This window comes from Pseudomonas sp. 43NM1 (assembly GCF_002836905.1).
Taxonomy (GTDB): Bacteria; Pseudomonadota; Gammaproteobacteria; order Pseudomonadales; family Pseudomonadaceae; genus Aquipseudomonas; species Aquipseudomonas prosekii.
Window position 1 is genome coordinate 1 of sequence record NZ_MKGS01000031.1, and the last position, 11,873, is coordinate 11,873.

At 62.0% G+C, this 11,873-nt stretch carries 11 protein-coding genes; 2 read left to right on the forward strand and 9 right to left on the reverse strand.

Annotated elements, in window-relative coordinates; translation table 11 throughout:
* From BI292_RS05230 to BI292_RS05260, 5 genes are all read right to left on the reverse strand, one after another.
* On the reverse strand, positions 1-473 hold a 473-nt coding region (locus BI292_RS05230), incomplete at its 3' end, for an amidohydrolase family protein (protein ID WP_157831210.1).
* Positions 470-1,084 (reverse strand): antibiotic biosynthesis monooxygenase, encoded by a 615-nt coding sequence (locus BI292_RS05235; RefSeq protein ID WP_101207213.1) that lies wholly within the window; start codon positions 1,082-1,084, stop codon positions 470-472. The genes BI292_RS05230 and BI292_RS05235, both read right to left, overlap by 4 nt.
* Complete coding sequence (locus BI292_RS05240; RefSeq protein ID WP_101207214.1) at positions 1,077-1,493, reverse strand: DoxX family protein; 417 nt, start codon at positions 1,491-1,493, stop codon at positions 1,077-1,079. The genes BI292_RS05235 and BI292_RS05240 overlap by 8 nt, the downstream gene beginning before the upstream one ends.
* 515 nt (positions 1,494-2,008) lie before the next feature.
* Positions 2,009-2,932, reverse strand: coding sequence for a LysR family transcriptional regulator (locus BI292_RS05255; protein ID WP_092280155.1), 924 nt, complete (start codon positions 2,930-2,932; stop codon positions 2,009-2,011).
* 72 nt (positions 2,933-3,004) lie between these two features.
* Positions 3,005-3,988: an MBL fold metallo-hydrolase gene (locus BI292_RS05260; protein WP_101207222.1), complete on the reverse strand. Its 984-nt coding sequence runs from the start codon at positions 3,986-3,988 to the stop codon at positions 3,005-3,007.
* A 276-nt stretch (positions 3,989-4,264) separates the two neighbouring features.
* Between BI292_RS05260 and BI292_RS05265 the strand changes: the two genes are divergently transcribed.
* Positions 4,265-4,765, forward strand: a complete 501-nt coding sequence (locus BI292_RS05265; RefSeq protein WP_092280153.1) for an AraC family transcriptional regulator — start codon at positions 4,265-4,267, stop codon at positions 4,763-4,765.
* Positions 4,766-5,384: 619 nt separating this feature from the next.
* Here BI292_RS05265 and BI292_RS05275 read toward each other — a convergent pair.
* Positions 5,385-6,209, reverse strand: coding sequence for an alpha/beta fold hydrolase (locus tag BI292_RS05275; RefSeq protein ID WP_101207217.1), 825 nt, complete (start codon positions 6,207-6,209; stop codon positions 5,385-5,387).
* A 54-nt stretch (positions 6,210-6,263) separates the two neighbouring features.
* Positions 6,264-6,830, reverse strand: a complete 567-nt coding sequence (locus tag BI292_RS05280) for a flavodoxin family protein (protein ID WP_101207218.1) — start codon at positions 6,828-6,830, stop codon at positions 6,264-6,266.
* A gap of 319 nt (positions 6,831-7,149) precedes the next feature.
* On the opposite strand from BI292_RS05280, the gene BI292_RS05285 reads away from it, so the two are divergent.
* Entirely contained in the window at positions 7,150-9,978 is a 2,829-nt protein-coding gene (locus tag BI292_RS05285; RefSeq protein ID WP_101207219.1) for a winged helix-turn-helix domain-containing protein, read from the forward strand.
* Here the strand turns inward: BI292_RS05285 and BI292_RS05290 are convergent.
* Both BI292_RS05290 and BI292_RS05295 read right to left on the reverse strand, forming a co-directional pair.
* On the reverse strand, positions 9,943-11,412 hold the full coding sequence (locus BI292_RS05290; RefSeq protein ID WP_101207220.1) for a winged helix-turn-helix domain-containing protein: 1,470 nt from the start codon (positions 11,410-11,412) through the stop codon (positions 9,943-9,945). The two genes, BI292_RS05285 and BI292_RS05290, sit on opposite strands and share 36 nt — an antisense overlap.
* 184 nt (positions 11,413-11,596) lie before the next feature.
* A partial coding sequence (locus BI292_RS05295; RefSeq protein ID WP_157831211.1) for a helix-turn-helix domain-containing protein occupies positions 11,597-11,873 on the reverse strand: 277 nt, incomplete at its 5' end.

The following is an 11,873-nucleotide window of genomic DNA, read 5'->3' on the forward strand; positions in this document are numbered from 1 at the left end:
ACCCGCAACGCCGCGCGGTTGAGCAACGCACGATCGTACAAATGCAGGACGAACACCGGTGTGTCCGGGGCTGCCTGGTTGAGTTCTTCGAGGGTCGGCATGCGTTTTTCGGCGAACTGGAATTCGTTCCAGCCACCGACCACGCGCACCCATTGCGGGGTCGGCGTGCGGTCGGCCTGATCCTTGAGCATGCGCAAGGCATCGGCCAGCGACGGCACGCCTTCCCAGCGCAATTCGAGGTTGTAATTGAGCCCGCCACGGATCAGGTGCAAGTGCGAGTCGTTGAGGCCGGGAATCACGCAGCGGCCCTTGAGGTCGATGACTTGCGTGCCGGAACCGCGCAGCGCCATGGCTTCGGCGTCGGAGCCGACGGCAACGAAACGTCCGGCGCTGATCGCCACGGCGGTGGCGAATGGGTTTTCACGGTCAACGGTATGAAATTGGCCATTGAACAGAATCAGATCGGCGTTCATCGCGTTTCCTCAGGCTGAGTGGAATGGGACAGCCACGGCGCGAACAGCCGCGTCGCCATGGGCATGAACAGGTACACCACCGATACGACGATGGTCAGGGTGATCAGGAACGTGGCGACCACGTAGTTGGACAGGAACGCGTTGAGCTGCAGCAGCGGCCCCCAGATGATCGGCACCAGCAAGGTGTGCGGCAGAATCACCAGCAGGGTCACCACGGCCTGCTTCCAGCGCGGTGGCGGTGGCGACGCGCTGTCGGCGGTGGGCGCGAACCAGAATTCGTTGACCGGATTGACCTCGGTCTGGTCGCCGTCGGCCAGCATCGGCGCGGCTTCGTTGACCAGTTCCAGGCGTTGCGGCGAATCGAGCCAGCGCTGCATCGCCTCGGTGGAACAGAAGCGCAGCACGCAGGTGTACATGTCGAGGCCGGCGTTTTTGCCGCGCATCACGTCCACGCCCAAATGCCCGTCCTGCTGCCCGGCGATGCTCACAATGTTGCGCAACCAAGCTTCGTACGGTGCCTCGAAACCGGCCTTGATCCGGTGTTTGATGATCAAGGTCACGACTTCTTCGAAGCCCGGTTTTGCGGCGGTGGGCTGGATGGCATCAGGCATAACGGAACACTCCGGCGAAACGATCGTTGAGCGCCAGCCGTCCTGGCCCGGCGATGAAAATGCTGGTGAAGAGGATGAGCAGCAGCCAGCCGAACTGGCCTTCGAACAGGCTCCATTGCGGATGCACGATCAACAGCGCCACCAGCAGCACAAACAGAATGGGCAGGCACGCGAGCCGCACCAGCACCCCGGCGATGATCAGCAGCGGGCACAGCACTTCGGCGAATATCGCCAGGATCAACGTGAGTTTGGCACCGAGGTGGAATGGGTCTTCGATCAGTTGCAGTTGAGCGGTGTAGTCCAGCAGCTTGGGCAAACCGTGCACCCACAGCAGAAACATTGCGCCGCTGACCCGCAGAAACAACAGCCCGAGATCCCGAGCCCGTTCATCCCATTCCGATGCGTTCATCGCCTGCGCGCCCCTGTGAAAAAATCACCGGCATGGCTTCGCCGGCACTTGAGTTGATAGTGCCGGGTCGGGGCGAGGGAAAATTGAATGTACGTGCTCTTTTTGCGGGGCTCCCTGTGGGAGCAAGGCTTGAGAGCACCGCTCCTGTGGGAGCAAGGCTTGCCCGCGATGGCGTCCTTGACATCGCCATCGCGAGCAAGCTCAGCTCCCACAGGGGATTGCGCAACGCTTGAGATCACCGCCCCTGTGGGAGCAAGGCTTGCCCGCGATGGCGTCCTTGAAATCGCCATCGCGAGCAAGCTCAGCTCCCACAGGGGATTGCGCAAGGCTTGGGATCACCGCTCCTGTGGGAGCAAGGCTTGCCCGCGATGGCGCCCTTGAAATCGCCATCGCGAGCAAGCTCAGCTCCCACAGGGGATTGCGCAAGGCTTGAGAGCACCGCTCCTGTGGGAGCAAGGCTTGCCCGCGATGGCGTCCTTGAAATCGCCATCGCGAGCAAGCTCGGCTCCCACAGGTTACGCGGGTGGGATGTTCAGCGGTTCGGCCATGTATTGGCTGATCTGCGCGCGCAGCCAGCGTTCGGCCGGGTCGTTGTCGTGGACGCCGCTCCAGGCCATCGATAATTGCGCGGCTTCGATCGGGAACGGCGGATCTTCGGCGCGCAGCGCACAGCCTTCGACCAGCGCGCACGCTGCGTAATCCGGCACCGTGGCGATCATCTCGGTGCCCGCGAGCAACGCGCGCAAGCCACTGAATTGCGGCACGCCGAGCACCACCCGCCGACTGCGGCCGATCTTCGCCAGATCGAGGTCGATGTTGCCGCTCAAATCCCCGGAAAACGAGACCATTGCGTGCGGCCGCTCGCAGTATTCATCCAGCGTCAGCGGCCCCGGCCGTTTGTCCCCGCGCAATACCTTGCAGGGGATATCGCGCAATTTTTTGCGTTTGGCGTTGGCCGGCAAATCCGTCGTATAGCTGACCCCGACAGAGATTTCCCCGGAAGCCAGCAGCGCCGGCATCAGCAGGTAATTGGCGCGGCGCACCACGACGATGATCCCCGGCGCCTCTTCGCGCAGATGGCTGAGCAATGGCGGAAACAGACCAAATTCGGCGTCGTCCGACAAACCGATACGGAACACGTCGCAACTGCTGGCTGGCTCGAATTCCTTGGCGCGGCTGACCGCGCCGGAAATCACGTCCATCGCCGGTTGCAGCTCCTTGAGAATTGCCAGCGCACGCGCCGTCGGCTCCATGCCGCGACCGTTGCGCAGCAGCAACGGATCGTCGAACAGATCGCGCAAACGCCCCAGCGCCGCACTCACCGCCGGTTGCCCCATAAAGAGTTTTTCAGCGACCCGGGTCAGGTTCTTCTCGAACATCAAGGCTTCGAAAATCACCAGCAGGTTCATGTCGACGCGGCGCAGATCGTTACGGTTCATCAGCAGGGTCCTTTGTGTGTTGAGTCGGCCTGGCGGTCAGCGCAAAACCCGGGAGGAAGCAGTGCCGGAACTTTACTCGATCAACGGCACTTTCGCCGCTCGTTTGTAAGGGCCGTATTCCACTGGCACCCATTGGAAATGTTTGCCCTCGGCAGCGATATGACCAATACCGGGGAACGGCAGATGCGCGGCGGTCACCCAGGTTTTGCTGGTCGCCGCAGCGCTAAACACCTGATTGCGGCTCTTGATCGCCTGCTGGCCGTCGGTGTCGAACCCGATCGATACCTCTGGATGCAGGAACTGCACGGCGAGGTTATGCACCAGATCGCCCATGAACAAAATGCTCTGGCCCTCAGAGGTGAAACGATACGTCGTGCTGCCCGGCGTGTGCCCGGCCTCCAGCGTTGCCTCGACACCCGGCACCGGCGATTGCCCGCTGACGAAGGTTTTGAAGCGACCCGCTGCAACATAAGGCGCGGTCGAATCCTGGGCGATTTTGAAATAGGCCTTGGCCGCTTCCGGTGCTTTGGCCAGCGCTTGCGGGTCGAGCCAGTAATCCGCTTCAGGCTTGGCTGCATAGACCGTGGCGTTGGCGAAGATCGGTTTTTGCTCGGCGTCGACCAGTCCGCAGACGTGGTCCAGGTGCAAGTGGGTGAGCAGCACGGTGTCGACCTGATCCGGCTGATAACCGGCGGCTTGCATGTTCTGCGAAAGCATCCCGGCGGTGGCGCCGATGCACTGCCCTGCCCCGGTATCGACCAGGATCAGTTGCTTGCCGGTGTTGATCAAAAACGCATTGAACGCCGTTTGCACGCCCGGCGTTTCAATCGAACGCCGCGCCAGCAACGCGCGGATCTGGCTCTGGGTCAGGCCTTTGAGCAATTTCGGCGACAAGTCGTTGTAGCCGTCAAACAGCGCCGTGACTTCGTAATCGCCTACCGCCAAACGAAAGTAACCCGGCACTTGAGTGCCGACCTGCGCTGGCGCTGCTGCCATCGAAGACGCGGATGCCAGCGCAATCGCGAGGCCCAGTGTGCCAATCAGAAAATGCCGCATGCGTTCACCTTTGATGTACCTGAAAAAAGCGGCCAGCGAGGCACGCCACAAGTCGCCCATCTTGCACTGCGCAGGCAGCGGCCGACTTGCAGCGATGTGCTGAGTTGGCGCAGTGGCTGACTGTAAACCGCGCGGAATTAACAACGTTTAACTCGCCTGCGAGCCGCCCGCGCCCAAGAATGAAGCCCTCTGCGCAGGCCTGTTTTTTCTCCAAAGGGAAGGTGCTGATCCACCGTGCAGTGCGCCCGCGCATTCCCACCGACACGGAAATTTGTCATGGCTCACGTTCAGTCCAACGCCGTCCGGGCGTCCGCCACGCCCATGCAAAAAACCAGCACCGGCGGCCTCGCGCCCTGGCGTGAAAACCTGGTCAAGCAACTGATTCTGGATGGCCTCAGCGAGACCCTGGAAGTCACCGAACTGGCCCGCGCCTGTGCGCTGTCACGCAGCCATTTTTCCCGCGCATTCAAGTGCAGCACCGGGGTTTCGCCGCAGGACTGGATTCGTTGCCAGCGCATCAACAAAGCCAAGCAGTTGATCCGTGACACCGACCTGACACTGACACAAATCAGCCTCGAATGCGGCTTCTGCGACCAGGCACATTTCTGCCACATTTTCACCCGCAGCGAAGGGATCAACCCGTTTGCGTGGCGTTGCAAAGTGGTGCGCGCGATCTCCTGCACACGTGGGACGAACAGAAAACCCGTGGCGAGGGAGCTTGCTCCCGTTGGGGTGCGCAGCAGCCCCGAAGTATTTGTGACGACGCAGATTTTGTGAGCGCTGCGCACTCAAACGCGAGCAAGCTCGCTCGCCACAGGTTCAGTGACTGCACATTATTGCCGCCCCACCCCATAACCCTGTGGGAGCAAAGCTTGCTCGCGATGGCGATTTCGAGACCGCCATCGCGGGCAAGCCTTGCTCCCACAAGGATTTTTGCTTGGACGCAGATCGTCGACTAAGCCCAATACCTTCTGTGGGAGCCGAGCTTGCTCGCGATGGCGATTTCAAAGGCGCCATCGCGAGCAAGCCTTGCTCCCACAAGGATTTTTGCTTGGACGCAGATCGTCAACTAAGCCCAATACCTTCTGTGGGAGCAAAGCTTGCTCGCGATGGCGATCTCGAAATCGCCATCGCGGGCAAGCCTTGCTCCCACAAGGATTTTTGCTTGGACGCAGATCGTCAACTAAGCCCAATACCTTCTGTGGGAGCCGAGCTTGCTCGCGATGGCGATTTCGAGACCGCCATCGCGGGCAAGCCTTGCTCCCGCAAGGATTTTTACTTGGACGCAGATCTTCGACTAAGCCCAATACCTTCTGTGGGAGCAAAGCTTGCTCGCGATGGCGATTTCAAAGGTGCCATCGCGGGCAAGCCTTGCTCCTACAGGTTTGGTAATTGATCAGGCCTTGAGGAAGGCCAGCAGGTCTTCGTTGAGCTGGTCTTTATGGGTATCGGTCAAACCGTGCGGCGCGCCCGGATAGACTTTCAGCGTCGAGCCCTTGACCAGTTTTGCCGAGGCAATCCCCGCCGCTTCAATCGGTACAACCTGGTCCGCGTCGCCATGCACGACCAAGGTCGGCACGTCGAATTTCTGCAAATCTTCGGTGAAATCCGTTTCCGAAAATGCCTTGATGCAGTCGTAAGCGTTCTTGTGGCCGGAGCTCATGCCTTGCAGCCAGAACCAGTCGATCATGCCTTGCGACGGTTTTGCGTCAGGCTTGTTGAAACCGAAAAACGGGCCAGCGGCGAGGTCTTTGTACAGCTGCGAACGGTCGACCAGCGAAGCCTGGCGGATGCCATCAAACACTTCCAGCGGCAAGCCGCCCGGATTGGCTTCGGTCTTGAGCATCAGCGGTGGCACCGAAGAAATCAGCCCGGCCTTGGCCACCCGGCCAGTGCCGTGACGACCAATGTAGCGCGCCACTTCGCCGCCGCCGGTGGAGAAACCGAAGAGCACCGCTTCCTTCAGGTCGAGCAGCTCGATCAACTGCGCGAGGTCGTCGGCGTAGGTGTCCATGTCATTGCCGTCCCAAGGCTGGCTGGAGCGGCCATGGCCACGGCGGTCGTGGGCGATGACCCGATAGCCCTTGGACGCGAGGAAAATCATCTGCGATTCCCAACTGTCGGCATTCAGCGGCCAGCCGTGGCTGAAGACGATCGGCTGCCCAGTGCCCCAATCCTTGTAATAAATCTCGGTGCCGTCGCGCGTGGTGAAGGTGCTCATGTGGCGTGCTCCATTTCGGTGGGATGTAAACGGTAGATAAAAAAATCAGGCAGATCAGCTATTCATGCGTTCGGCCAGCCGCGCCACCCGCTCGCCCAAGTGCGCGGCGGTGCAACGATCTTCCGGCGGTGGTGCGTCGCCGGGCGCTTGCTCGACGTTCGATTGCGCCATCGCCCCGAGCGAGCTGCCGAGGCGATTCAGTTGGCCGTCGAACACCCCACTGCTGCTGCGCGCCGGCAACAGGTCGAGGCCAACCCAGATCATCGAATGCTGCGCGGCGAACACCGCCATTTGCAGCAAAGTGTTGAGTTTGTCGCCGCACAGCGAACCGGAATTGGTGAACCCGGCAGCGAGTTTGTCGCGCCACGGCTGGGCCAGGTAAAACCCCGCCGTGGCTTCCATGAAATTCTTGAACGACGCCGACGCGCTGCCCATGTAAGTCGGGGCGCCGAAAATGATCGCGTCGGCCGCGTGCAAGTGCGCCCATTGCGCGTCCACGTCCTCCACCGAAATAAGCCGGCAGGTACTGCCCGGATGCTGTTCAACGCCTCGGGCGACGGCTTCAGCCATGACGCGGGTGTGCCCGTAGCCACTGTGATAGACCACCACCACGTTGCTCATTGCGGCGAACTCCAAAAGTGTCCGTTCCCTTAACACTGCGAAGACGACGGCCTTCGTTGGACTTGAAGCCGTAGAGTTTTGGGCGTAGACCAGACATTCGACGAGTTAAACGTTGTTAATTTTCAAAACGCCGCCCGCCCCGACCAAGCTCCGTTTGTCACACGGATGCCCAATAAATACACGCTGATCGCGCGCGCACCGAACGTAGCAGTCGCGATGAACACCTGACAGTCAGGCGCGCCCTGATTGCACTGCCGCGCAACCCTTGGGAATATGCCCACAAACCGCGTATTAGACGGATGCAAGCAGGAGCGCCACGTTGACTCTTTCCCCCGAACAGGCCATCCATTTCGGCCCTTACCGGATTTTCCCCGGCACCCGTCTGTTGCTGGAAGGCGAGCAGCCTGTGCGGCTGGGACGGCGCGCGATGGACATCCTGTTGATCCTGTTGGAGCACGCGGGGAATGTGGTCAGCAAACAGCATTTGATTGCGCAGGTGTGGCCGAAAAGCGTAGTCGAAGACATCAATTTGCGCGTGCACATGGCGGCATTGCGCAAAGCCCTCGGCGACGGTCAGGCCGGCCAGCGCTACATCGTCACTGTTGCTCAGCGCGGTTACAGTTTTGTCGCGCCGTTTTCGCTCGAACCCGCTGCGCAACGCTGCGAGCCGCTGGTGCAACCGCCCCGGCGGCATAACCTGCCGGTGCGCCGCACGCGGATGATCGGGCGCCAGCCGCTGGTCGACAGCCTGGTCACGCAACTCGCGCGCCAGCGCTTCATCACACTGGTCGGCCCCGGCGGCATCGGCAAAACCACCGTGGCGCTGCGGGTCGCCGAACAGCTGATCGGGCATTACCGCGACGGCATTCGTTTGCTCGACCTCGCCCCGATCAACGACCCACAAATGATCGACGCGCATCTGGCGTCGCTACTGGGCCTAGCCCTGCACGACGCCGAGCCGATGAGCGACATGGCGAGCGTGCTGCGCGAGCGGCAGATGCTGTTGGTGATCGACAACTGCGAACACTTGCTCGATGCGATTGCGCTGCTCTGCGAAAGCATTCTGCGCGGCGCACCACAGGTGCATATCCTCGCCACCAGCCGCGAGAGCCTGCGCGCCGAGGGCGAATACGTGCAACGACTGGAGTCGCTGGATTGCCCGCCGCCGATTGCCGTGCTCGACCGCGCCCAGGCCCTGAGTTTTTCGGCGCTGCAACTGTTCGTCGAACGGGCGATGGCCAACCACGACAGCTTCGAATTGAGCGATGAAGAACTGCCGCTGGCGATCGAAATCTGCCAACGCCTGGACGGCATTCCGCTGGCCATCGAGCTGGCGGCGGCGCAAGTGGTCGACCTTGGCGTCAGCGGTTTGCACACGCAACTGCAAGGCAGTTTTCGCCTGCTGACCCAAGGCTGCCAAACCACTCTGGCGCGGCACCAGACCTTGCGCGCGACGCTGGACTGGAGCTTCGATTTGCTCAGCCCCTGCGAGCAAACCTGCCTGCGCCGACTGGGGATCTTTCGCGACGGCTTCACCCTCGCCTCCGCCGCCGCCGTGATTGTTGGCCAGCAGATTGAACCCAACGAAGTGTTCGCCTCGATCACTCAGTTGGTCGCCAAGTCGTTGCTCAACGTCGATGTCGGCGACGAAGAAGTTTTCTATCGATTGCTCGACACCACGCGCAGTTATGCCCTGGAAAAACTGCACCTCGCCGCCGAGTTGTCGGACACCCGGCAGCGGCATGCCGAGCGTTGCCTGGCGCTGATGCAACAGGCGCACATCGACTGGGAGCAAACCCCCACGCACCTGTGGATCGAGCGCTACGCGCGTGGTCTGGAAGACATCCGCGCCGCGCTGGAATGGGGTTTGAACGCGGGCGGTCCGCAGGAACTGGCGATCCGTCTGACGGCGACATCGATGCCACTGTGGCAGGAACTGTCGCTGCTCAAGGAGCACGGAGTGTATGTGCGCCGGGCCCTGGCGCTGCTGGATAGCGCCACCGCGCCGTGCCCGCAAGTGACGCTGTCGCTGAAACTGGCCCTCGGCAGTTCCTGTTATCACGCTCAGGGCGGCAGTGCCGAAACCATCGACGCGTTTGTCAGCGCCAGAACCCTGGCCGTAGCGAGTCAGGACCTCGCCGGCCAGTTGCGCGCGGTGTCCGGGCACATGGCGGTCAATCTCAGTTGTGGCAATTACCAAATGGCCCTGGAGCAGAGCCGCGAGTTCGACCAATTGGGCCTGAACGGCGACGCCGTGTTGTCGCTCAGCACTTACCGCTTGAAAGTGTTGGCGCTGCACTTCTGCGGCGATCAGCACCAGGCGCGGACCCACGCCGAAGAGGTCATCCAGCGCCTGGCGCAGAGCGGCCATCTCAACCGTTTCACCCACGGTTTCGGCGTGCAATACGACCAGAGCGTCGCGGCGCTGACGATTCTGGCGCGCATCCTCTGGCTGCAAGGTCAGCCCGAACAAGCCTGGCGCACGGCGCGGCAGGCGCTGGACATCGCGCTGCAAATCAACCACGGCACCTCGATTTGCTACACCTTGGCGCTGGCCGGTTGCCTGATCGCGCATTACAACGGCGACAACGCCAGCGCGCGCGAACTGCTACGGCTGTTGCTGGAACAAGCGCAGAAGCATTCGGTGCTGCTGTTTTACAACTGGGCGCGGCATTACGCGCAGGTGATCGACGGCGCCAACGGCCCGGCGCAACCGGGGGTCGGTCTGGTCAAGGAAATCATGCTGACGCTGCACGGTGGCGTGGTCGATGAAGGTTTGCTCGCGCGCGCGGAAAGCGGCGCGGCGGGTTGGTGCACCGCAGAGATCTTCCGCGTGCGCGGCGAGGCGCTGCTGGCCGAAGAAGATGCGCCGGGCGCAACGCTTTCTCTCAGCAGCGAAGCGCCTTCTTTAAGCGGCGAAGCGGTGCTGCTGCGGGCGTTGGCGGTGGCGCGAGCTCAAGGCGCGCTGGCTTGGGAACTGCGCAGCGCGACGTCACTGGCGCAGCTTTGGCAGCGTCGGGGTCAGGCGCAACAGGCGCATGAACTGCTGGCGCCGATTTACGCGCGTTTCACTGAAGGTTATGCGACGCCGGACCTGATGAAGGTCCGGGGTTTACTCGACGAACTCGGCGCTCAACTGCACGCCTGAAATCATCCGCGCGCGGCTGACGTATTGCGCGTGGCTCAGTTCGATTGCGCGTTGCTGGCCGCTGCCGGTGAGTTTCTCCAGTGCATACGCGCGCGTGGTGTTGAGCCAGCGATAACGTGAAAGGCCGTTGACCTGTTCGACCGACAGCAGCGACGTGCGCGCCAGTTTTTCAAGCATCGACGACAACTGGATCGGCGCCAGCACCGAGGCACAGATCACGCCGCTTGCCGCCTCGACGGTGAACGCGGATTTGAACGTGGCCAGATGACACAAAACCTTCTGCTCCTGCGCGCTCAATGACTGGAAAGTCCAGTCCAGCGCGGCTCGCAGGCTTTGGTGACGCGCCACTGCCGTGCGCCGCCCTTGAGTCAGCAATTGCAGGCAATTATCGAGCTGCGCCTGCAACCCGACCAACCCCAACGCGCCAATCTGCGCGGCGGCCAGTTCGATGGTCAGCGGCAAACCGTCGAGCCGCCGGCAGATATCGCGCACCGCGCGCAGGTCTTGTTCACGCAGGACGAACCCTTGCTGCCGCGTGCGCGCGCGGCTGACCAGCAACTGCACCGCCGAATAACTCATCGCTTGCGCGACGCTGTGCAACGCCGAAACCGGCGGCACTTCCAGCGGTGGCACGCGCTGTACGGTTTCGTCGCGCGCCTGCAACGGCTCCCGGCTGGTGGCGAGGATCGACAAGCGTGGCGCGCTGGCGAGCAGTTGCTCGATCAACGTGCGGCAACCTGCGCGCAGGTGTTCGCAATTATCCAGCACCAGCAAGGCATGTCGGCAACTCAGGTCAGCGCCGAATGGCAGCGTGTGGCTCAGGTGCTCGTGCAGTTGCGCTGGCGCTTCGAGGCTCGCCAGATCCACCAGCCAGACGCCGTCGCGGTAATGCTGCAAGAGCAGTTCGCCGACACGCAACGCCACGGTAGTTTTACCGATGCCGGCCGGGCCGACCAAGGTCATGAAGCGTCGCAGCGGCAATTGGCGCACCACGCCGCCGACCATGGAGTCGCGGCCGGTAACGGCGGTCAGCCGCGCCGGCAAGTTGTGCTGCGGCGGTTGCGTACTGTCGAAGTGCAGCGGCGTTGCGTCGAGCACGCGCTGCACCGGGGCGATAAAGCTGTAGCCGCGTTGCGGAATATTGACGATGTAGCGCTGGCCGTTTTCGCCATCACCGAGGGCGCGGCGCAGCGCGGCGATGTGCACGCGCAGGTTGATTTCTTCGACCACCGATGTCGGCCAGACGCGGGCGATCAAGGCGTCCTTGCTGACCACCTCGCCGGCGTGTTCGAGCAAGACCTGCAAGATGTCCAGCGCGCGCCCGCCCATGCGCAACGGCCGATCGCCGTCGAGGATCAGCCGTTGACTGGGGTGGAAGACGTACGGGCCGAACCGCAGCAGCGTATCGCCGGTGAATTCTGTGGGGCTGTTCATGCACGTTCACGTGCTGAAAACCTGGTCGATCAAGTGCCTGAAACCGTGCTGGCACCGCTCCATCCAGACTCCCGCACCTCCATTGCAAAACGTTCACCGACATCTTGGCAGGCATCGATGACGGCACAACTACGCCAATGTGCGCAATTCGGACATGTCGGTGCGCCACACGGACACAACCGCTCTAACTGAACTGTTCGCGGTATTGCGCGGGGGTCAGACCGAGTTTTTCACTGAACAGGAAACGCATGTGCCGCACGCTGCCGAAGCCGCTTTTATAGGCCACGGTTTTCAGCGGCACGTCGCTGCTTTCGAGCAACTGGCGGGCATGGTCGATGCGCGCATTTTGCAGAAACTCCATCGGCGTCATGTTCACCTCGCGGGCGAACAACCGCGCGAAGTGCCGCGAACTCATGTTCGCCAAACTGGCCATGCGCTCGATGCTGAACGCTTCGTCGAGG

Excerpts from the sequence above, each read along its gene's own strand:
- BI292_RS05235 (WP_101207213.1), bottom strand. The coding sequence starts at position 1,084 with ATGCCTGATGCCATCCAGCCCACCGCCGCAAAACCGGGCTTCGAAGAA.
- BI292_RS05240 (WP_101207214.1), bottom strand. The coding sequence starts at position 1,493 with ATGAACGCATCGGAATGGGATGAACGGGCTCGGGATCTCGGGCTGTTG.
- BI292_RS05255 (WP_092280155.1), bottom strand. The coding sequence starts at position 2,932 with ATGAACCGTAACGATCTGCGCCGCGTCGACATGAACCTGCTGGTGATT.
- BI292_RS05260 (WP_101207222.1), bottom strand. The coding sequence starts at position 3,988 with ATGCGGCATTTTCTGATTGGCACACTGGGCCTCGCGATTGCGCTGGCA.
- BI292_RS05265 (WP_092280153.1), top strand. The coding sequence starts at position 4,265 with ATGGCTCACGTTCAGTCCAACGCCGTCCGGGCGTCCGCCACGCCCATG.
- BI292_RS05275 (WP_101207217.1), bottom strand. The coding sequence starts at position 6,209 with ATGAGCACCTTCACCACGCGCGACGGCACCGAGATTTATTACAAGGAT.
- BI292_RS05280 (WP_101207218.1), bottom strand. The coding sequence starts at position 6,830 with ATGAGCAACGTGGTGGTGGTCTATCACAGTGGCTACGGGCACACCCGC.
- BI292_RS05290 (WP_101207220.1), bottom strand. The coding sequence starts at position 11,412 with ATGAACAGCCCCACAGAATTCACCGGCGATACGCTGCTGCGGTTCGGC.